This window comes from Anaerobacillus alkaliphilus, assembly GCF_004116265.1.
Classification (GTDB): domain Bacteria; phylum Bacillota; class Bacilli; order Bacillales; family Anaerobacillaceae; genus Anaerobacillus; species Anaerobacillus alkaliphilus.
The window spans coordinates 715,237-733,924 of the sequence record NZ_QOUX01000001.1 but is presented as its reverse complement, the minus strand read 5'-3'; the positions used below and the strand labels follow the sequence as shown (position 1 = coordinate 733,924).

Annotated in this window: 26 protein-coding genes; 2 read left to right on the top strand and 24 right to left on the bottom strand. The window is 35.8% G+C overall.

Annotated elements, in window-relative coordinates:
• Nucleotides 1-73: 73 nt before the first annotated feature.
• The 22 genes from DS745_RS04110 to DS745_RS04005 all read right to left on the bottom strand — a co-directional run bounded on the left by DS745_RS04110 (nucleotide 74) and on the right by DS745_RS04005 (nucleotide 15,063).
• The gene (locus DS745_RS04110; protein ID WP_129076938.1) at nucleotides 74-1,171 is read right to left on the bottom strand and encodes a DUF4179 domain-containing protein; all 1,098 of its coding nucleotides are present in this window, start codon (nucleotides 1,169-1,171) and stop codon (nucleotides 74-76) included.
• Nucleotides 1,168-1,740 carry a sigma-70 family RNA polymerase sigma factor gene (locus DS745_RS04105; protein WP_129076936.1) on the bottom strand — a complete coding sequence of 191 codons (573 nt, stop codon included), beginning with the start codon at nucleotides 1,738-1,740 and terminating at the stop codon, nucleotides 1,168-1,170. Before DS745_RS04105 ends, DS745_RS04110 begins: the two co-directional genes overlap by 4 nt.
• Nucleotides 1,741-2,055: 315 nt before the next feature.
• Nucleotides 2,056-2,373, bottom strand: coding sequence for a hypothetical protein (locus DS745_RS04100; protein ID WP_129076935.1), 318 nt, complete (start codon nucleotides 2,371-2,373; stop codon nucleotides 2,056-2,058).
• 279 nt (nucleotides 2,374-2,652) lie between these two features.
• A complete protein-coding gene (locus tag DS745_RS04095) occupies nucleotides 2,653-3,129 on the bottom strand; it encodes a DinB family protein (RefSeq protein WP_129076933.1) in 477 nt (158 codons plus the stop codon).
• A 44-nt stretch (nucleotides 3,130-3,173) separates the two neighbouring features.
• On the bottom strand, nucleotides 3,174-3,953 hold the full coding sequence (locus tag DS745_RS04090) for a PhzF family phenazine biosynthesis protein (RefSeq protein WP_129076932.1): 780 nt from the start codon (nucleotides 3,951-3,953) through the stop codon (nucleotides 3,174-3,176).
• 82 nt (nucleotides 3,954-4,035) lie between these two features.
• On the bottom strand, nucleotides 4,036-4,320 hold the full coding sequence (locus DS745_RS04085; RefSeq protein WP_241657706.1) for a late competence development ComFB family protein: 285 nt from the start codon (nucleotides 4,318-4,320) through the stop codon (nucleotides 4,036-4,038).
• A 111-nt stretch (nucleotides 4,321-4,431) separates the two neighbouring features.
• Nucleotides 4,432-4,962: a GNAT family N-acetyltransferase gene (locus DS745_RS04080; RefSeq protein ID WP_196121192.1), complete on the bottom strand. Its 531-nt coding sequence runs from the start codon at nucleotides 4,960-4,962 to the stop codon at nucleotides 4,432-4,434.
• Nucleotides 4,962-5,507, bottom strand: a complete 546-nt coding sequence (locus tag DS745_RS04075; RefSeq protein ID WP_129076929.1) for a GNAT family N-acetyltransferase — start codon at nucleotides 5,505-5,507, stop codon at nucleotides 4,962-4,964. The genes DS745_RS04080 and DS745_RS04075 overlap by 1 nt, the downstream gene beginning before the upstream one ends.
• Nucleotides 5,508-5,626: 119 nt before the next feature.
• The gene (locus DS745_RS04070) at nucleotides 5,627-6,022 is read right to left on the bottom strand and encodes a hypothetical protein (RefSeq protein WP_129076927.1); all 396 of its coding nucleotides are present in this window, start codon (nucleotides 6,020-6,022) and stop codon (nucleotides 5,627-5,629) included.
• Between the two features lie 19 nt (nucleotides 6,023-6,041).
• Nucleotides 6,042-6,623, bottom strand: coding sequence for a YdcF family protein (locus tag DS745_RS04065; RefSeq protein WP_241657705.1), 582 nt, complete (start codon nucleotides 6,621-6,623; stop codon nucleotides 6,042-6,044).
• Nucleotides 6,624-6,718: 95 nt separating this feature from the next.
• Complete coding sequence (locus DS745_RS04060) at nucleotides 6,719-7,264, bottom strand: GNAT family N-acetyltransferase (protein ID WP_129076926.1); 546 nt, start codon at nucleotides 7,262-7,264, stop codon at nucleotides 6,719-6,721.
• Nucleotides 7,257-7,793: a GrpB family protein gene (locus DS745_RS04055; RefSeq protein ID WP_129076924.1), complete on the bottom strand. Its 537-nt coding sequence runs from the start codon at nucleotides 7,791-7,793 to the stop codon at nucleotides 7,257-7,259. The genes DS745_RS04060 and DS745_RS04055 overlap by 8 nt, the downstream gene beginning before the upstream one ends.
• A 258-nt stretch (nucleotides 7,794-8,051) precedes the next feature.
• On the bottom strand, nucleotides 8,052-9,140 hold the full coding sequence (locus DS745_RS04050) for a DUF4179 domain-containing protein (RefSeq protein WP_129076923.1): 1,089 nt from the start codon (nucleotides 9,138-9,140) through the stop codon (nucleotides 8,052-8,054).
• Nucleotides 9,137-9,658 (bottom strand): sigma-70 family RNA polymerase sigma factor, encoded by a 522-nt coding sequence (locus DS745_RS04045; RefSeq protein WP_129076921.1) that lies wholly within the window; start codon nucleotides 9,656-9,658, stop codon nucleotides 9,137-9,139. The genes DS745_RS04050 and DS745_RS04045 overlap by 4 nt, the downstream gene beginning before the upstream one ends.
• Before the next feature lie 206 nt (nucleotides 9,659-9,864).
• Nucleotides 9,865-10,446 (bottom strand): tetratricopeptide repeat protein, encoded by a 582-nt coding sequence (locus tag DS745_RS04040; protein ID WP_129076919.1) that lies wholly within the window; start codon nucleotides 10,444-10,446, stop codon nucleotides 9,865-9,867.
• Nucleotides 10,447-10,495: 49 nt separating this feature from the next.
• Entirely contained in the window at nucleotides 10,496-10,951 is a 456-nt protein-coding gene (locus DS745_RS04035; RefSeq protein ID WP_129076917.1) for a hypothetical protein, read from the bottom strand.
• Nucleotides 10,952-11,043: 92 nt separating this feature from the next.
• The gene (locus DS745_RS04030) at nucleotides 11,044-11,601 is read right to left on the bottom strand and encodes a histidine phosphatase family protein (RefSeq protein ID WP_129076916.1); all 558 of its coding nucleotides are present in this window, start codon (nucleotides 11,599-11,601) and stop codon (nucleotides 11,044-11,046) included.
• A gap of 18 nt (nucleotides 11,602-11,619) precedes the next feature.
• Nucleotides 11,620-12,024, bottom strand: a complete 405-nt coding sequence (locus DS745_RS04025) for a hypothetical protein (protein WP_129076914.1) — start codon at nucleotides 12,022-12,024, stop codon at nucleotides 11,620-11,622.
• Between the two features lie 137 nt (nucleotides 12,025-12,161).
• Entirely contained in the window at nucleotides 12,162-12,626 is a 465-nt protein-coding gene (locus DS745_RS04020; protein ID WP_129076913.1) for a hypothetical protein, read from the bottom strand.
• An 88-nt stretch (nucleotides 12,627-12,714) separates the two neighbouring features.
• Nucleotides 12,715-13,437 (bottom strand): AAA family ATPase, encoded by a 723-nt coding sequence (locus tag DS745_RS04015; RefSeq protein ID WP_129076911.1) that lies wholly within the window; start codon nucleotides 13,435-13,437, stop codon nucleotides 12,715-12,717.
• Nucleotides 13,438-13,515: 78 nt separating this feature from the next.
• Nucleotides 13,516-14,004, bottom strand: a complete 489-nt coding sequence (locus DS745_RS04010; protein WP_129076910.1) for a GNAT family N-acetyltransferase — start codon at nucleotides 14,002-14,004, stop codon at nucleotides 13,516-13,518.
• 261 nt (nucleotides 14,005-14,265) lie between these two features.
• Entirely contained in the window at nucleotides 14,266-15,063 is a 798-nt protein-coding gene (locus DS745_RS04005; protein ID WP_129076908.1) for an SDR family NAD(P)-dependent oxidoreductase, read from the bottom strand.
• 227 nt (nucleotides 15,064-15,290) lie between these two features.
• Between DS745_RS04005 and DS745_RS04000 the strand changes: the two genes are divergently transcribed.
• Nucleotides 15,291-15,899, top strand: a complete 609-nt coding sequence (locus DS745_RS04000; RefSeq protein WP_129076907.1) for a TetR/AcrR family transcriptional regulator — start codon at nucleotides 15,291-15,293, stop codon at nucleotides 15,897-15,899.
• 47 nt (nucleotides 15,900-15,946) lie between these two features.
• On the opposite strand, the gene DS745_RS03995 is transcribed toward DS745_RS04000, so the two are convergent.
• Nucleotides 15,947-16,231 carry a hypothetical protein gene (locus tag DS745_RS03995; protein ID WP_129076906.1) on the bottom strand — a complete coding sequence of 95 codons (285 nt, stop codon included), beginning with the start codon at nucleotides 16,229-16,231 and terminating at the stop codon, nucleotides 15,947-15,949.
• 347 nt (nucleotides 16,232-16,578) lie between these two features.
• Here DS745_RS03995 and DS745_RS03990 point away from each other — a divergent pair, with 347 nt between their 5' ends.
• Nucleotides 16,579-17,286: a hypothetical protein gene (locus tag DS745_RS03990; protein WP_129076905.1), complete on the top strand. Its 708-nt coding sequence runs from the start codon at nucleotides 16,579-16,581 to the stop codon at nucleotides 17,284-17,286.
• Between the two features lie 41 nt (nucleotides 17,287-17,327).
• Here the strand turns inward: DS745_RS03990 and DS745_RS03985 are convergent, their stop codons facing one another.
• Nucleotides 17,328-18,584, bottom strand: a complete 1,257-nt coding sequence (locus DS745_RS03985) for an S-layer homology domain-containing protein (RefSeq protein ID WP_129076904.1) — start codon at nucleotides 18,582-18,584, stop codon at nucleotides 17,328-17,330.
• Nucleotides 18,585-18,688: the final 104 nt, after the last annotated feature.

Below are 18,688 nucleotides of genomic sequence, written 5' to 3'. Positions count from 1 at the left end.
ACCATTTCTAATCCTTACTAGTTTTTAGTTAATACAGCAAGAAAACAGCCAAAATTTGGCTGTTTTCTATTCACTATTTATTTAACTCTATCACGATTTCATCTAAATCAAATTTTTCCGTCCCTTGTCCTTGCTTCGTCAAAATTGGTAACTTAATAGGTCCCTTATCTGTAAACTCCACACCGCCATGATTTTCCTCATTGTAACTTCTAAATGTCACATGAGGAGTTATGATCAATTTTGTTGCGTCCTCTCCCATTTTTTCAAAAGTTGAGCTCCAGCTGATATTATTAAAGATGTCTCCAGTACCACCATTTCCTTGCCCAGTGTAGGTATTTCCAAATTCATCTTTTATAACTAGTTCAACATCGACAGAGTGCCATTTTTCATTGACCACATCGGAAACTTCTTGATCATAATAAACAATGAAGGACATTGGCGTAATCGTTACTTTCTCGATAGCTACCTTCACACCGTTATTTTCAGTACTTTGGTCGATCAAGTAGTCTGAGCTCTCAGTGGCTTGTAAAGAAAAGGCAAAATTCCAGTTCCCTTTGATTTCTTCTCCTGTTTCCAAGTTCTTGAGTTCTTTAACATTCCACTTTACATTTGCTGTACCTGCATTGTTTAAACCAAAAACACTACTAGTCATGATGCCAACATAATGATTGTCAGCAACTTTTGTCACTTGGGAGCTCCCTGCCGCACCATCAGACCCTTTAACATGGATGTGGTCAAATACAATTAAATCTCCTAAATCTTTATCACTATCTATCGAATAAGTGACAGTCACCGTTTTCCCATCGAAAATCGCATCATTAATTGTCACCTGAACACCATTACTTTCTTGAGACAAGTTCAACTCATTTGAGAATTCCTTATAGTTTGTGTAAAGTCCATCCTTCCCCTCATCAAAAAAGCGAAAGATATCGCCAATAATCGGAATTTGACTAGCATAAGTAGGAAACGTAAACCCTATCGTTGTCGTTGTTAAACCGAAAACTATGGAAGTCGCTAGTAGACCTTTCTTCCAATTCAATGCTCTCTTTTTTCGGATAGATTTCCTCAACGCTTTTTTGACTCTTGCTTTCTCTAGATCAGAAACTTCCATCTCCTCGAAATCACTCTCATCCATATTGGCATCGTTTAATAATTCATAAATATCCTTCATGACCGACTCTCCCCTAACATTAGAGTTATACTCTTTTCATTAAGTGTTTTCTTCCCTCGATAAATTCGATTCGCTATAGAAGCTTTTGTTAAATTAAGTTTTTTAGCTATCTCTGAACTTTTCAACCCTAGAAAGTACTTCATGATGAAAATCTCTCTATCTACTGGCTCCAAATGATTAAGTAACGTAACGAGTTCCTCCCGGTTTTCTTGCAATATAAGTTCATCCTCAGCTGAGTTCTCTTCTTCAATAACTTCCATATACTCAGACGAGATCTCTACGTTTCTACTATACTTCCTGTAATAATCTATAGCTTTAAACTTAGCAATCGCACAAACCCAATTCCTAAAATCATGAGCTTCTGCCCCTTGAAATTTTGTTGCGTTGTTCCAAATAGACAGAATAATATCATTGACACATTCTTCTATAACGCCTTTATTATGTAAGGGCGAAAGCACCTTATACGTTACTCCCTTTATCAAAGGCAAATACTTGTCTATGATAAAGTCTAGTGCGTCCTCATCATGACACTTAAGCCGATCTATAAAATTTTGATCATTGATTTTCATAATCATTCTCCTTATTTTTTTCGTAAAAGCTTTTACACCTTATATAACGAAACAAAAACAAATCGTTCTCAAAATCTTTGGAAATTAATTATTTCAATTGAAAGATATCATATTATGACTATTAATGAATAAGAAAAAGACATGCATACCCAGTTTGGTTTTACGCATGTCTGCAAATATTTTTTTGTATCTTCCAGTAAGACATTTCAAGGGATTTTGTCTTTTTTAGGTGCCTGGCACCTAAAAAGAGCAAAAAGAAAAAGGCTTTCAAAGCCTCTAAAATTTATTACTATTCGTATTTCTCACTATTCCGCTTTAATGTTTTAAGGTCCGCGCTGATAAAGCTTCAATAATTACTTGTTGCTTATTTGTTGTTTCTATCACTTCATCAATTTGTTCTGTAATTCGTTCAAAATAAGGTCCGAGCCCATTAATCATATTATCTATAAGACTCTTCACATCACCTTCGATTGTCTGTAGACAATGGTCAACTTCATCAAATCTCTCGTCAATTTTCGAAAATCGACTATCTACTTCATCAAATCTCTTGTCGAATTTATCTAGTTGTTGATGGATTGGTTTTAGTTCTTCTTTTAATACCGAACGCAATAACTCTTTTAATTCATCGTTCATTTTTAACCCTCCATAACATTAGTCCAAATTACATTATAACACTCATTTATATTTAGATTATACCAAACGTTTGTTCTAGTAGCAATGAATAATCTATTAAAAAGACTGTTTTCGCAAAGATTTTTGTATTTAAAACTAAACAGCACAGCCATTTCACTAGGCTTGCCCTACAGCAATAAAATTCTAATTATGCATGTTGCTGTATTAGCCTACTTAGTAATGGATAAGTACCTTACCAAAAGAAATAGCGCTTCTAAACTTAGAAACGCTTTATCCATCTTATTTTGTTAAATTACTAGAGATGTGTTTGATCGTCGAAATATGCATTCCCTCATGGAATAAAGAAAAATTATAAATCTCACCCAACGTAGGCATCTCAATCCATTCCCCTAATCGGAACGGTTTGACGGCCTCCTCAGATAGCTTTCCAGCTAGTACTTCCTTTAAAGTCTCTTCTTGATCCTTAAGCGCCCGGTACAACGTCTTTAAGTCAGGAACTTCATCATTAGACCACTCTGACGGCTTTGTTCCAGGGGCAAAAAGCTTCGCATAGCTTTCCGGTAGATACGATTCTCTTCCTAACGCTGATGTTAGCATCGCATCTTGTGCGGATAATATATGTCCTACATTCCAACGGATCGTATTATTAAAACCTCCTGGCTGTTGATCTGCCATTTCTTCCGTTACATGGCGAACATTCATTAAAGTCATTGATCGGTAAAAACTAGCCTGCTTAAAAATCCCACTCTCTTGCATCTCAATCTCTCCTCTACTATTAACTTCATTCTAATCATATTTTATTACAAGAAGATATATCCTTCTAAATACACAACTGCATCCCCTGACATTTTCACTTTTTCACCTAAATCTTCACAGTAAAGCTTTCCGCCTCTTTCCGATACTTGTAAGGCGACTAACTCATTTTTACCCAATACTTCCTTCCAGTATGGCACTAGCGTACAATGTGTTGACCCTGTGACAGGATCTTCATCAATCCCGACCTTAGGGACAAAAAATCTTGAAACGAAATCAACTTCTGTTCCTTTCGCTGTAGCTATGACCCCTAAGCCGTCTAGCTTCTTTAGCTCTGTCATATCTAGTTCAAGATTTAAAATCTCTTCCTCTGTTTCAAAGACTGCCATATAGTCTCTTGCCTTGTAGACTTCTTTAGGAACTTTCCCTAAACCTTTGAGTAACTCATCTGGTGCCTCGCATTTTACCCCAGGTCTTGCTGGAAATACTAATGAATAGATATTTTCTTCTTTTGTGACCTTAAGCAAGCCACTTTTGGTTGTAAAGCTAATCTCCGTGACACTTTGATCTACATATGTACAAATAACAAACGCTGCGGCTAATGTTGCGTGACCACATAAATCTACTTCAGCCTTAGGAGTAAACCACCTAAGTTCATACTCAGAACCATTTTTTACAAAGAAAGCCGTTTCAGCTAAATTATTCTCAGCCGCAATTTTTTGCATTAACTCGACGTCAATCCACTCAGCTAATGGACAAACTGCTGCAGGATTTCCTTTGAATTGTTCATTTGTAAAAGCATCAATTTGATACATTGGTAGCTTCATTTTTTTACCCTCACCATCTTTTTTCATCTACTTATTAATACAACAAAAAGCGCCTAACTCCTTCCAGAATAGGCACTTATATCTAAATATTATGTTTTGGGTATTTATTAACAACATGTAAGGCACTGATAATCCGTTTATTTAACCACTTGCGCATATCAGGCTTGCTATATAATTCATAGACTCTTTCTCTGTTTTGTTGAGTGGTCGCATATTGTGGAGGAATATTGTTTAGCGAAAGTGCCACTACATCATTCCTACACTTCTTACATTTACAAAACGTTTGATATTCTGGGCCTGCAAGAAGAGTATCCACTAATACCTCAACGATTTCTTCCATGATGTTTCTATATCCTCTTGTTTCCATCGCAACCCCCAACTATTGCACTTGTTATATTAGCATGACATCAGCTGTCAATTTCGTCAAATGAAAAAAATTCCACCATCTTATTATAACTGCAATTTAGGAGCATATTCGTTACACGCCATATTCAATTAACCAACAATCCTGATAAATTCCTTCATGTAACTCACGTTTTGGAAGTAACTTCACTTTTTTAAAGCCACACTTCTCATAGCACCTGATCGCTCTCTCATTTCTTACTTGAGGATCCATCACCACACGGTACGCCTTTTTATGGTCTAATAAGAATTGAACCATTGACGTTACAAGTAATGTACCTATTCCTTTATTCCAATGGTCTACTTCACCTATAAATTGGTCTGTGCCATAAGTTATTTCGTCTCCGTAACCATAGACATTTTTTGTCTCGTCATCTAATTGGTAGAATTGAATATAGCCTATTGCCTTATGTTCGAACTCAATGATGCATTTCACTTCATCAGCTTCTAGGGGAAAAAACTTGTCCATCACCTTTTGAACAGTAAACGGATTGTCCCTTCCTTCGTAAAATTCTAGCACCAACGGATCTGAAAGCCATTTGGCTAATAAATATTTATCGTTTTCCTTTAACGTCCGAACCTTTAAACTACCTCTTTCAAATAACATCATAAACCGTATTCATCACCCTTCACTAACCCAAAGACATAATGATCTACAAATTTATCGTATAACCACTCTGAACGTCTAAGACATCCTTCTTGCTGAAATCCAAGCCTCTTAGGAATGGCCATACTCTTATGGTTTGTAGTTGCAGCGCGAATTTCAATTCTCTCTAATTGTAATTCATTAAAACAATAATCGACGACAGCACGACAAGCAGCTGTCATAATTCCATTTCCTTGGTATCCTGCGCCAAGCCAATAGCCAATCGACGTCGCTTTGTTGGACCAATTAATGTTGTGTAGCCCGATAACACCAACCAACGTCCCCTTATACCAGATCCCTGCTTGAAAACCATTATTTTGGCTGAATTGTCGCAAACTACCGTTGATAAATTCCTTTGAATCACTCACAGATTTTGTGAAATTCACCCATGGCAGCCATTCACGGAGGTGCTCTCTTGATTGATCGGTTAATTGAAACAGTTCCTCTGCATGTCTTAACTCCAATAATTTCAGTTCAGCTTCAGAATTCAATGTATATGTAAACAAACGACTTTCTCCTCCTATCATATTAATCTATTTATGAAAGTGTAACAGTCAATGGTTTAGACATACACTCCCTCCTACTTACAAAGTATTATTTATAAGCGGGAAATTTATTATCGTCTTTACTTTTTACGCCTTTTGAATGATACAAATGTAAAAATTGTACCTGCGAAACTTATCGATGTTATAGTAATCCAAATAAACGTAGCTAAGTCCCGCGTTCTCCAAGCTTGAACAAGGAAACCTGATAATCCATGTTTACCATGCTCTTGGATAAGAGCCTCATAAGAGTTATGGCGGTCCGACTCTATCACCAACGGTACCTCATAATTTTTTATACACAGGGCTGTTGGCGGGCAATATTCGACCCACGCTTGACCAACCCAGCGATCCTTTATATAGGTAAGATGCACACCTGGAGTTGTTGTTGAGATGGTTTCTGATTCAGACCAGCGAAAAAAGCTAGCAATCACTAATAGTACAGTCAAAATGAAAATAAAACGAAAAGACCACTTCATCGGAACCTCTCCTACCAAACTATTTATTTACGTACTTGTAATATGCAGGAAATTCCCTAATAATTGAATAAAAATCTCTCAGTTCAAAGATTTCTGCATGTGCCGAGGCTACTTCTTCGAAACCAACTTTTTGAAACGCAAGCTTTGTCCGCGTGATGTGAAAATATTGGGAAATGACCATAACGGATTTTACATTTAGAAGTTCCACTATCATTCTCGTATTTTTTGCAGTCATCTGGGAATTATAGCCATTTGGGTCTTCTATGATTTGGTCAGCCGGAATTCCCTGATTAATTAAATAATTTTTCATAACATTTGCTTCATCAAAACCTTCTTTCCCAACTCCACCACTTACGATGATGTACTTAAAATATCCTTCTTTATATAGCTCTACAGATTTATCTAACCTTGCTTGCAATCTAAGAGAGGGTTTTCCATCTAATTCAACCTTATTCCCTAGAACAACTGCTACATCCACATAAGCTACTTCGTCGTTTAATCCATCTATGATAATCACTAAACTATGTATGATAAACCAGAAGAATAGGATTCCCAAAATAATAGCACTCAATCGTTTCATTACTTTCATCTCTAATAACACGTTCTCCCCCCTCTTTCTCCATGTTAACATTATTTTCCTTCCTAGTGTAACTAAAAAAACCAATCTCCTGAGTTAGGAAATCGGCTATAAGTTTCTTAAATTGTTGGTAGTCTATTTTTTTCCAACCACTCATTTTCTAACATACTCATTTCCCACAAACTCCAGTATTCATCCCCATTTTTTGCAATATCTCTGTGTAAACCCTCTTTTACAAACCCTACCTTCTCATAACAAGCAATGGCTGCAGTATTAAAATTAAATACCCCTAGACTCACTCGGTGTAGAGACAGTTCTTCAAAGGCAACTTTTAGTACTTCTCTTATCATTTGCTGACCAATTCCCATACCTCTAACGGCATTGGCACCAACCAATACTCTTCCTATTCTTGCTGATCTATTTTTTCGATCAATTCTGCCCAATGAAATATGACCGATCACATCGTTAGTTTTCGTATCCACCACTTTATAAATCAAGATGTCCGCGTTTTCATGATTGGCGTTCTCGATATAATTCTCTAACTGAGCTTCATCTAAAGGGTATACAAAAGAAGTTCCTGCCCATTGCAGTATAAATTCGGGTGAATTTACCCAGCTAATCAACTGGTTAAAATCACTCCGTACAAAATATCTTAGTTCAATCATTGACCGCCCTCCTCATTAAAATATCATCAACAAATCGCTTTTTTTCATCTGTATAAGACCGCTCATCGTTTGGGTATGTTCGTGCTAACCTTTTTTTCAATGCTTCATATTCAATTGCAGCTTCTTGATGTGCATTTAAGTAATTGCGAAAGAAAATATGTTCCTGCCACCATGAACCCCCATATTCAACCACATGCATAACGTGGGTTTTCGTAAGGGTTTCTAAGTTAGAAAATTTAGCGAAAACCACTTTCCTTTCAATTTGTACTCTGGGTAAATGATAGTATCCTATTTCTTTTAAACGTTGTTGATCGAAGTGTTCGACCATACGTAATGACTCAACCCCAACTAGAATATCAATCATCGGCTTCGCTTGAATACCATGAATAGCGGTACTGCCAAAATGTTGAATATCCTTTGTATGTTTACCTATGATTGAATGTAATAGATCACATTCTTCCTCAAATAACTTCTTCCATCGATCCGAGTAATCTACTAGCTTTACTTCACCTTTTTTTAGTCCTAACATCCAATCCCTCCAAGGTAATAGACATATATTTATCTTAATCTTTTGACTCCCGAAATCACAGTCTACAAATAAATGGAAAAGTTTGTTATAATAGTTATAGATAAAGCCCCTACTCATTTGAGCAGGGGCTTAAATCTTTCTACTGTACAAAATTATTTCCCTTTATCTTCTCAACCAAATACTGAACGCCATACATCCCCACTCCCCTGATTAAGGTCAATAAAAGAGGGTGTAAAAGCACCCTCTCTTTGGTTAAGATTAATACAGTCTAATAGAATGTTTTAAATGAAAGACTTTTTCATCCTCAGAACTAGTAAGTTTTACCTCAGTAAAAATTAAATATAACTCTTTCGGTTGCTTAAAGTAGGTTGTTTCAAATTGAGGAATTACATCTCCTGTATCGGTTAAGATACCATCACCAATTTGGTTGTATACTCGCCCCTCTTCATCAACTAAATGATAGGAATATAGTAACCCTTGTTCTGGAATAAGCTCTCGTGATAGGAGGCTAATTTTCACTTCTGTCATTGTAGGGTAAGAGATGACATGGTCAATGTTATTTTCTAACTTTAGTTCGTCCAAAGACAGAGTGAATTCTTTATTTGTCACAAGAGATTGAACTTCCTGAATCGCACCCTCCATGACATCAAAACTCACATTCCAAGTTCCTGAGAAAAGCAGCGGATGTACTTCTTGCTTTCCTTGGACAAACGTCTCGATATTCATAAACACCCTTTCTGGCAACTTCGCATCTACATGCTGTGTTACTAACTCAATTGAACCCCGTAATCGATCTTCTCCATCTCTTTTTTCAGGAAAGAACGTCCAAAGTGGCAGAACTTCAGGATTTTCATCTGTTTGATATTTTCCGTCTTTGATAGAAATGACTGTATTACCTGCTTCATCTGTGATCGTCATATCGTTTATCATTAACTCCTCAAGTTCTGGATAACCGTCTGCTTGAGCACTAAACATAATAATCATCCGTTTTTGATCAGCAATGACATTATCAATGGAAAAGACAATTCCTTGATCACTCGCTTCTGCATGTACTTCTTGATTGTAACCATTCTCAATAGCTTCAAATAAGCCTTTATCGTATTGTACGTAATGAATTAATTTGTTTAACAATGGAATGTCACTGATATAAGAAGCAAACGTAGGTGACACATTCGCTGTAAAAAGGAAAGTTGCAATACTAGCAGCTACAATAGAGCCAGTAATTAGCGGACGCTTTTTATTTTTACGACTCTTTCTCATCGCTTGCCTAATCACTAGATCTAATTGCTGTTCTGGTACCTCAATTTTGTTAATGTCCTGTTTAAATTTAGCTTCTTTAAAATTCATTTTGCTTCCTCCTCAAAGGTTAAGTTCATTCTCAATTCTTGAATAGCTCTGTGTAATAATGATTTAATCGTTCCTGTTGGCGACTCTAGTACCTGAGAAATCTGAGTAACTGTAAGATCATTAAAATATTTCAATATTACAACTGTTCGATATTTGTAAGGAAGTCTATCAATAGCATCATATAAATCCATATAATCTTCCTTTGGCAATAGAACTTCTACCTTCTCGGTTAATTCCTCATGAAACGGCACAATCTTTTTCTGCTTTTTCACATAGGCCAAGGCACAATTTATTAAAATTCTCATTAGCCATGTCTGAAAATATTGTGGAGACTTTAGGTTTCTTATAGAGTTAATCGCTTTGAATACCGTATCACCGACAATATCAAGTGCATCTTGTTCATTCTTTACATATAGAAAGGCCATTTTGTACAACATTTCTTTTCTTTCTTGAATCAGGCTGAAGAAAGCTTCTTCGTCGCCCTGCTTTGCTCTAAGTACTTTATCTTCTAAATCCATTACTAACCTCCTACATACAAAATTTATCGATCGACACCTATTAGATAGTTGACTACCTAAAAAGGTTGCAGAGTTTTTAACATTTTTTTCTAAACACTTTTCTAGTAAGAAAATATAGGGTCTTCCACCATAAGAAAGCGTCACTGCCTATGCAGTAACGCCCAATGCCATCACATAATAAATTCTTATCTAAAATGAATGCATTATTAAGTTTGTGCTTTACGGATGAGACTCTGAACTAAATCTAATGCTTTTTGTGTAGAAGCTAGTAATTCATGATCATTTTTCTTCAACCTTACGTTTAGAGCTTCCAAAAAACAATTTTCTGCTTCTTTAAGTTTGGATAATTCCATTAGACACTTCCCTTTATGTTGAAGAACAAAGTCAATGTATCTTCCTTCGTTATGGCTGTTGCACTTCTCTAAAGCGTGGTTAAACAATTCTAGAGCATTTAGATGATCTCCATTATATTTTTGTGCTTCTCCAAGACGTATAGTTGATACTATTACTTTTGCGTGGTCTTCCTTTTTTTCAGCATAGTTTAGACACATCGTTAAATAATCTAATGCATCTTTTGGTTGACCATTAATTCTGTGTAAATTCCCCAATACTCCGTAGAGGAAATATCTCTCTTCCTCATTTATGTTGGAATCTAAAAGCAGTGTTCCTTCATGTATATATTGTTTTAATTTCTCTGGACTACTTGACTTTTCACGAAGAAACTGACGTTCATCAAAGTAAATGATCTTGTTTAATGAAGCAAGACTTTCCTTAAATTTAGATATCATGTTGTTCCCCCATTATCAATTCACCCAATGATCTTCACCTAAAACGTCTCTACAAATCCTTGATCAACGACAACACATGTTTTCTTACTTTTTCTTTTTCATTGTCTGTCAAATCATCTAACCGAAAGTCTTGTAAGTGGTCATCAGGGATTAGTATAGTTGATGGCTGTCCCAACTCTTGCTTGATGTCCTCTCCATCCTCAGCAAGTGTCACTTTAGAACGTTGATGCTTTGATTGGATGATTTCCGTTTTTAAATACGCTCCATTTATATCGTAAAAGTCCTCAATTGCTTTAATATCTGTTTTTATATGGTGTTTCCCATCTTCAATCAGTGTTATTGCATTTACCTTTTTGTATCCAGTAGTTCCGAAAAATCCTGCATTGTTTTGTTCAGACGTATTTATGACGAATACCTCAATATGCTCAATCGTTTCAGTACTACTACAAGCTGCTAGTAAACATAAAACAAGTCCAATGAAACATATGGATCGTAAGTTTTCCATGCTATTTCCTCCTAACCAATAAACATCATTTTAACTCCCATTCGTAAAACTCTTAAATTTCTCTCTTAGAACTAACCTCAACTTAAGGTTAATTACGGCTTAACCCACACTCTCGTTACGCCTATTAACTCTGTTCCTTCAAAGGTTAGTTTATAAATATCAGGCATATCAAGGCTTTTCCAAAACGAGAAATCATATTTTTTGTCAAAGAAATTCATAATTAAAACCATGATATTTCCATGTGTTCCGATTACTACGTTTCTACCTCTATACTGATCTAGGATTTCATATGTAGAGGCTACACCCCTCTTTTGGGCCACATGATTGGACTCCCCACCTTCCCATGAGAAGTCATAATCTTCCCACACTTTGGTTATCGCTAATGTGAAATCCTCAGCAGGAACTGTCGTTAACGTTCTCTCCTTAAAGCCTTCGATAATTTCAATTTCTTTATTTATGTAATTGGCAATGCCTTCGACAGTTTGAACTGCCCGCTTATATGGACTTGATACAACAGCATCAATACCTTCATTCATTAATAATTCAGTGACCGTTTTAGCATCCGCAAAACCCTTCTCGGACAAGGGTCTCCCTAACTCATCAGGGGTATAGGTAGAATGTGCGTGTCTTACAAAATACAAACTTGTCATGGAAACAACTCCTATTATTTACTCCGTCGCTACATAAGTGAACTCATTATTGTTCTCAAAGTGAAAATGAATATCGTATTTCCGGTCATCATCATAAAGAAAGTAACCCACTTGTGTAAATTCCGGGTTTGGATTATACATGTAAAAATACATCGGTAATCCTGCTAATTCTGTTGGAAAGTAATAGTAATAGTCATAGTCACTAAGTCTGTCAAAATATATTTTCCCATCGATCACTTCAAAATCGACACTATACTCATCTCTTATTTGGTCATACTCTTGGTCAACTATTAAACTCATAATTCGTCTTTCTTTATGGTCCAATACCTGTATATCACCGCTAATATTCACTAGTTGCTTCGTCTGTTTTTCTAATTGGTCTTTTACAAAGCTCAGTTCTTCTGTTAACTCTCGAATCTCCAAATCTCTCTCCTCAATTTGAGTTTCGTACTCCAAAACTAAAGCATCATTGTCTGAGCAGCCCGACAGGAACAAGCAATCACCGAAAACATCATCAATCTTTTCATGTTCAAACCTCCATTATGTATAGAAACCTTACGTTACTCATTTACATCACTCTCATACTCAATCGTGAATTTGCCCTCTTTCACTATAAAAATAATTTCTCTTAATGCGCCCCATCTTTCACCGTGTTCATTTTCTTCTGACAACGCTTGGAGCTGAATAGTATATTTGCCTTCATTTAGATTATCAATGTCAAGACGAAACTCCTTTGGCATATCAGCTGCCATGAAACCATGAAACAAGTTTTTTTCTTCAATTGGTAACATCATGTCAGAACCATATTTTGTTAGCTTATAGGTTAGATTTATATTGTAATTGGTTTCTTCTATTAGTTGGAAATTGATGTCCAGTGTACCTTTCCCACCACTACTACTCTCTAAATTTGTTTGAAAATTAAAGTAGTTTTCATTAGCGGGTGGTATTACCTTTTCACCTTGACATCCTGTTACTAGTAAAAACAATAGAATAAATAACAGGTAACGATTAATCCGGGTTATCAAATAACCACCTCCATACCTTATATATTTTAACATTATTTTCCTTATTTTTGTTAGAAAAGTAAAAAGCTATCCTTCAAAAGAAGCGTAGCTAATCCTCACCTAGTATTTCTGATAAAAACTTATCCCGATGTTGTAAAAAGTATTTCGTTATCTGATAATGATCTGTCATTTCATAATCTATTTTTGCAATTTTGCCATGATCAAAGCTTAAAATCTCCGCATCTGGATAGCCCAGTAAAATTGGAGAATGAGTTGCGATGATAAATTGCGCATGATTTTTGGATGCTAACTCATGAATAATTCTTAAAAATGATAATTGCCTTGCTGGTGATAATGCAGCTTCTGGCTCATCTAAAAGATAGATCGCTTGACCTTTAAAGCGATTTAAAAATAGTGACAGGAACGATTCTCCGTGGGATTGTTTGTGAAGTGATTTACCACCGTAATCTCGAAACCCTGTATTATCCACTTCATCCAGATGAGTTGCAAAATTATAAAATGACTCTGCTCGAAGGAAAAATCCATTTGTAACTTTAGGCAACCACGAAAGCCTTATGTAGTCACCTAAAACAGACTCCGAAGCATATACACTGTAGGTATTATTACGTCCGCCTCCAGCTGTGTTAAATTCGCATTTATCTGCAACCGCTTCTAGAAGAGTCGATTTGCCCGAGCCATTTTCTCCTACGAAGAAGGTTACATTACTACTCAAGTTGATTTCTTCCAGCTTGTTAAGCGACGGTATTGAAAAAGGAAATCGTTCGAAAGAAGGCACTTCCTCACGCATCATGCTAATCTTTTTCAAGAACATTATAATCACCCTTTATCTTTAGTGAAAATTAGGTTAGGATTTAAACCAATATATATCAGCCAAAACAATTTATCGTTGTTACTTCAATAACTTAACCATGTTGTACCAACAGACTCCTCCATGTTGTGACTCGGACAAGCCATGGTTAACAAATTCAAATTTTTCATAAAAAGAAACTAAATCCTGTTTACACGTTAGCGTAATTCCTTCTCGTTTATTTTCTTCTACGAGCTCTTCTAATTTTCCAATCAGAAGCTTTGCAATCCCTTGATTTCTAGCTTGTTTGGACACAGCCAATCCTAAAACACTCTGAAATCTTCCTCTGCTCGGATTTACTTTGATCTTTTCAAAAAGGTCATCGGTTATGTAAGAATGATTAATGATTGGACCATTAATATAACCAAGGATTTCCCCTTCCTTCTCCGCGACAATAAATGTATCAGGAATTAACTGTATCCTCTCCACAAAAGCTTCTTTTGTGGCAGCTTCTTCTATTGAAAAACCCTCATTCTCAATCATTAACAATTGTTCTAAATCTGTAGCTTGAACATTTCTTAAAGAAATCATCTCTTCTATAACCCCTCTCCTATCTCTAGACATATTATCCTTTTTAATAGATGTTTGTTCAATAAACTATGTTATGATATACATATTTTAACATATACAGAAACGATTTTTTGTAAATGAAACCTAAATTCCTTTAAATAGATGCATATAGATAAAAATGTCCATATACACCTTCTGGAGTATATGGACATTTGGAAGAGCATTCTATTATGGGCAACGGAATCTTTTAGGAACGTTGAACGTCCTCTTTCCCCCTAAATTCTAGTTTTTTAACTTTTTAGCAATTAACTCAGCTGCTTTTTTCGGATTTAACCGACAGATGAAGTCCATCAATTTCGAGTCTTTCCCAGCCAATACTCTAAATTCATCATTTTCCATGCCTTTGATAATAATTTCTGCAGCTTCTTTTGGCGTAAGGAGTTTATGAGACTGGTCCTTCTTGTCGTCCGACTTTCTTGTACGCTCTGCCCCAGAATTTTTCATGATATTCGTACTAACTCCGCCAGGAAAAACGACAGTTACTTTCACATTTGTATCCTTCAATTCTGAATGTAGACCTTCCGTAAATAGTTTAACTGCAGCTTTTGAAGCACCATAAACCGATTGTCCAGGAACTGGTAAAAATCCTCCCATACTAGATACATTTGTAATGTGTGCCACTGGTCTTTCCAACAGATACGGTAGGAAGGACTTCGTCATGTAAATGGTGCCATAGAAATTAATATCCATGACTAATTTAATTTTGTCATAATCAAGATCCTTAATGTCAACAAACGGTTGGATGATACCAGCATTATTAATAATTCCATCAACCGCCCCATGGTGAGAAATCACTTGCTCTGGTAAGGCCTCCACTGCGTCTCTATCTGTTAAATTCACAATGTGTGTCGAGAGCTTGTCTCTTTTATTCCCTGCTAAATTTACTGTTTCCTCCAGTGCTTCTTTGTTAATATCAACCGCAGCGACACTTGCACCTTTTGAAAGTAGGGTATGAACTAATTCACGTCCGATCCCCCCTCCACCACCTGTTACTACTATTACTTTGTTTGAAACTTGCATAGTAAAACCCCCTAATTAATATGATACCCCTTACAAAATACCTCAATACTATGAAACTAGTTTGATTGAAGATAATGAACATGTGTTGATTAATTTCTTATTATTTATTAGTATAAATTATGACAAACTTATGAACAATCAACAAAAAGTGAGAGTAATGTCTATTAACAAACATTATCAGCATTAATTAATCATTAACTTTTAATAATGTACATTTGGGGTGAAAAATGTCTGAGAAAATTAATTATATAGACCGGCGGATAGTAAAGTCCAAAAATGCCTTAAAAGAAGCATTGATTTCCCTAATGAAAACCAAAGATTTTAAAGAAATTACGGTTAAGGATATCGTTGAGTATGCTCAATTAAATCGGGGAACTTTTTATAAGCATTATCAATATAAAGAAAATATCCTTGATGAAATTATTGATGACGTTACAACTGACTTAATCGCCTCCTATCGTGAACCATATAAGGACAAAGATAAAGTTGAACTAAATCAACTTAATTCTAATGCGGTCAAAGTTTTTGATCATGTTCATAAATACGCGAATTTTTACACTCTTATCGTCCATTCAAATGCATTGACTGGATTTCAAAATAAAATTTGTCATATTCTAAAAGAACTAATTTTGAATGATCTAACTGACTTAATTCCTAACGGAAACATAAACAAAGAGTTAATTGCTAGTTATCATTCTTATGCCATTTTTGGTATGATCATGGAATGGGTCAACGGTGGCTTTACATACAGCCCCAATTACATGGCGGAACAGCTACTTGCAATTGTAAAAAATGGTAGAAACTACGAAACTATAAAAGCTAATCTAGGCAAATGAAATCACCCTGACAGAATGTTTCTGTCAGGGAGCTATAATATTTTCTCTCAAACTCTTATCATAGTTCCAATCGCTGCCCCAAGACCGGTTTCCCAGAAGTATAGGACAACAACCATAATCCCAAACCAAAAAACTCTCCATATTGTATTGGAACGGGTAAACTGAATAAAGTAAAATATTCCCCATAAAATAAATGAAAGTATGATAGGAAACCAATCGGTAATAGTAAGTTTACTCTCCCCTATCCCAAAGGCAAATAGCACGAAAAAATTTAAGAATAACAAGATGATTAATACGATCATGTTATAGATTTGGAATGCTTTAATAGTCATTGTTTCACCCCTTCATCTTGTTCGAGGAGATAGATTCCGTTATTTTAAGCAAAAAGGCCATTTTCTGATTTTCGCGGCCACTGGTTCCGTTATTACCTATATTTAGCCCCAAAATGCCGAAAAACAACAAAATACCAGAACGTACGTCCTCTTATTTTCAGTAACTGCCGTTTCCGCAAAAATAATGGAACTGGTGTCCTCGTAATCTAAAATTTAGTAACATCTAGTCATTTTATCCAACACAACCTACCAGTTATATGGAAATTCAACTGATTTTCTCCAAAAAAGAGGAATTACCTCTCGAAAAACGAATTACTACATAGGTTTAAATAAGGAGGAATAATTTAGTGCCTTATATTTTTGCATTACTCTCAGTAGTAGCAAGCATTCTTTTAGCGTTCATCATGGGGATCCCTATTGTTTCTGAATTTGGACTCGCTTTTTTTCATTATGAATATTTCATTTTAGGTCTCGTGTCTTCAATAGGCTATTACTATCTCATCTTTCGTAGAGATCGATCCTTTACTAAGAAGCATCTTATAGTAGGTCTGATCATAGGTGCTCTTTCATTAATTATTATTATGACAACCCAATACATAGTATTAAAGAATATGTTTGGAAATTCAATTCTCACTAACCAATATTTACGTATTTTTAGGATGGAGCTATTACTTTTTCTTTTAGGAAGTATTATGATCCCATTGTTTGTCAGAGTCGGCCAAACGAAATGTAAGCGTTGTAATAAAGGCTTTTTTATTGAGGATCTGCTTTATAAGGTGAAGGATGGATACGGAGAAGAAACCAAAAACTTAATTCGGCTAGCGGCTAACAAAAAGGAAGCAGAGCTCAAGAGTTATATAAAAGAACGAAGAATTACGACGGGGTATTCCACTAGAAAAACAAATTCTGCTCGTTCCGTCTATTTACTTACTTGTACAAACTGCCAAACCCAATACATAGCTAGTAAAAAACACAGGGAAATTAATGATGAAGTTTCGAAACAAACATACAAAGTAATTACCGAGTTAGATTTAGATCAAAAACTAACGATGTAATAAAAAGGAGTTGAAATCTCATACACTTCAACTCCTCTTCTCTACTTATTCTGTTTTTGATACACGTTTTGCAACACTACAGCCATTTGAGCTCTTGTAATTGGTTCGTTTGGACGGAACGTTCCATCATTGAAGCCATTTACAATTCCTTCACTACGCATCGTTTCGATAGCCACTAACGCCCAATGATTATCCGATACATCCTTAAAACTACTAGTCGTAGTTTTAACAGGTTCACTATATAATCCCGCATTAAATAAAATTTGTACCATTTGGGATCTAGTCATGATCATATTCGGAGAAAACTGATTTGGAGCAGTCCCATTCATAATTTTGTGCTGCGCTACAAGAATAATTGAATGTCTTGCCCAATGTGTTTGTGTAACATCATGAAACGTAACTGTTGTTCCTGTCGCTTTTGGCGCTAAGTAATTAACCATCACAGTCGCTGCTTGTGCTCGTGTAAGAGTTTCGTTAGGTCTAAACGTTCCATCGTTGAAACCATTCATCCATTTTTGCTCTGCTACAAAAAGAATTGACGACTCTGCCCAATGCCCTCTAGCATCTCTTAAATGAAAACCACCATCGTATTGATATAAGTTCCATTGGTCCATAATTGTACCTATCGTTCGACGATAATAATCTCCACCTAAATGGTTATAACCAGCGTCTCCAATGTCAAATAAGTACTGTTTTGAGGCATTTTGAATAGTCCACCCTGAACTTAACCTCGTATGATATCGCTCTCTAGCAAATCCGTACCTACTATTTAGAAGTAAAGTTCCCACTACAAAAATTACAGCCTCTTCATAACTAGCAAACTTCCGATACCAATTATCACGTCTTTTCGTTTCATCAAAAATAATTCGGTCATTCCCTAAATTTGAAAGAACAGGTATGACTCTTTCAAAATCTTCGTCAGGTTGCCCTACAAGTTGCCAAGCATTTTGTGGATTGTATCCCCAAACCTTTACTCCAAACAAATTGTTCGCGTGATATGCAATTCTCGTCGTACCATATCCACTCTCAAGGATCGCCATTCCAATGATCGCACTAGCTGGGACACCCCATTTCTCACTCGCATTTACCGCATGTTTAGAGATATCTTGTATGAATACTTCTTGTTCCTTAAGTGTTGGTCGATTAATACTTGGTAAATATGCATGACTATTCCTTCCGTTTAAACGATCTTCCTGTGGAACCGGTCGAAAACTTGACGCTTCAACTGAATATGCATGTAGAGGTAGTAATGACAAGAACAGAACAACTATAAACAAGATCCTATAACATTTCCGCAAGAAATTCTCCTACTTCCTATTAGTCTATGTTATTAGAATCATAGCATATAATTTTACGATAAAAGCTTGCCAAATTCATGTAATATTCAAAGTGACAAACAAAT

What these genes read in the sequence shown, in the direction of transcription:
- DS745_RS04070 (WP_129076927.1), bottom strand. Translation starts at nt 6,022, where the DNA reads ATGAAGTGGTCTTTTCGTTTTATTTTCATTTTGACTGTACTATTAGTG.
- DS745_RS04000 (WP_129076907.1), top strand. Translation starts at nt 15,291, where the DNA reads ATGTCTGAGAAAATTAATTATATAGACCGGCGGATAGTAAAGTCCAAA.
- DS745_RS04015 (WP_129076911.1), bottom strand. Translation starts at nt 13,437, where the DNA reads ATGTTCTTGAAAAAGATTAGCATGATGCGTGAGGAAGTGCCTTCTTTC.
- DS745_RS04085 (WP_241657706.1), bottom strand. Translation starts at nt 4,320, where the DNA reads ATGGAAACAAGAGGATATAGAAACATCATGGAAGAAATCGTTGAGGTA.
- DS745_RS04050 (WP_129076923.1), bottom strand. Translation starts at nt 9,140, where the DNA reads ATGAATTTTAAAGAAGCTAAATTTAAACAGGACATTAACAAAATTGAG.
- DS745_RS04060 (WP_129076926.1), bottom strand. Translation starts at nt 7,264, where the DNA reads ATGATTGAACTAAGATATTTTGTACGGAGTGATTTTAACCAGTTGATT.
- DS745_RS04045 (WP_129076921.1), bottom strand. Translation starts at nt 9,658, where the DNA reads ATGGATTTAGAAGATAAAGTACTTAGAGCAAAGCAGGGCGACGAAGAA.
- DS745_RS04105 (WP_129076936.1), bottom strand. Translation starts at nt 1,740, where the DNA reads ATGAAAATCAATGATCAAAATTTTATAGATCGGCTTAAGTGTCATGAT.
- DS745_RS04005 (WP_129076908.1), bottom strand. Translation starts at nt 15,063, where the DNA reads ATGCAAGTTTCAAACAAAGTAATAGTAGTAACAGGTGGTGGAGGGGGG.
- DS745_RS04095 (WP_129076933.1), bottom strand. Translation starts at nt 3,129, where the DNA reads ATGCAAGAGAGTGGGATTTTTAAGCAGGCTAGTTTTTACCGATCAATG.
- DS745_RS04110 (WP_129076938.1), bottom strand. Translation starts at nt 1,171, where the DNA reads ATGAAGGATATTTATGAATTATTAAACGATGCCAATATGGATGAGAGT.
- DS745_RS04010 (WP_129076910.1), bottom strand. Translation starts at nt 14,004, where the DNA reads ATGATTTCTTTAAGAAATGTTCAAGCTACAGATTTAGAACAATTGTTA.
- DS745_RS04080 (WP_196121192.1), bottom strand. Translation starts at nt 4,962, where the DNA reads ATGTTATTTGAAAGAGGTAGTTTAAAGGTTCGGACGTTAAAGGAAAAC.
- DS745_RS04040 (WP_129076919.1), bottom strand. Translation starts at nt 10,446, where the DNA reads ATGATATCTAAATTTAAGGAAAGTCTTGCTTCATTAAACAAGATCATT.
- DS745_RS04055 (WP_129076924.1), bottom strand. Translation starts at nt 7,793, where the DNA reads ATGTTAGGACTAAAAAAAGGTGAAGTAAAGCTAGTAGATTACTCGGAT.
- DS745_RS04100 (WP_129076935.1), bottom strand. Translation starts at nt 2,373, where the DNA reads ATGAACGATGAATTAAAAGAGTTATTGCGTTCGGTATTAAAAGAAGAA.
- DS745_RS04035 (WP_129076917.1), bottom strand. Translation starts at nt 10,951, where the DNA reads ATGGAAAACTTACGATCCATATGTTTCATTGGACTTGTTTTATGTTTA.
- DS745_RS03995 (WP_129076906.1), bottom strand. Translation starts at nt 16,231, where the DNA reads ATGACTATTAAAGCATTCCAAATCTATAACATGATCGTATTAATCATC.
- DS745_RS04090 (WP_129076932.1), bottom strand. Translation starts at nt 3,953, where the DNA reads ATGAAGCTACCAATGTATCAAATTGATGCTTTTACAAATGAACAATTC.
- DS745_RS04030 (WP_129076916.1), bottom strand. Translation starts at nt 11,601, where the DNA reads ATGACAAGTTTGTATTTTGTAAGACACGCACATTCTACCTATACCCCT.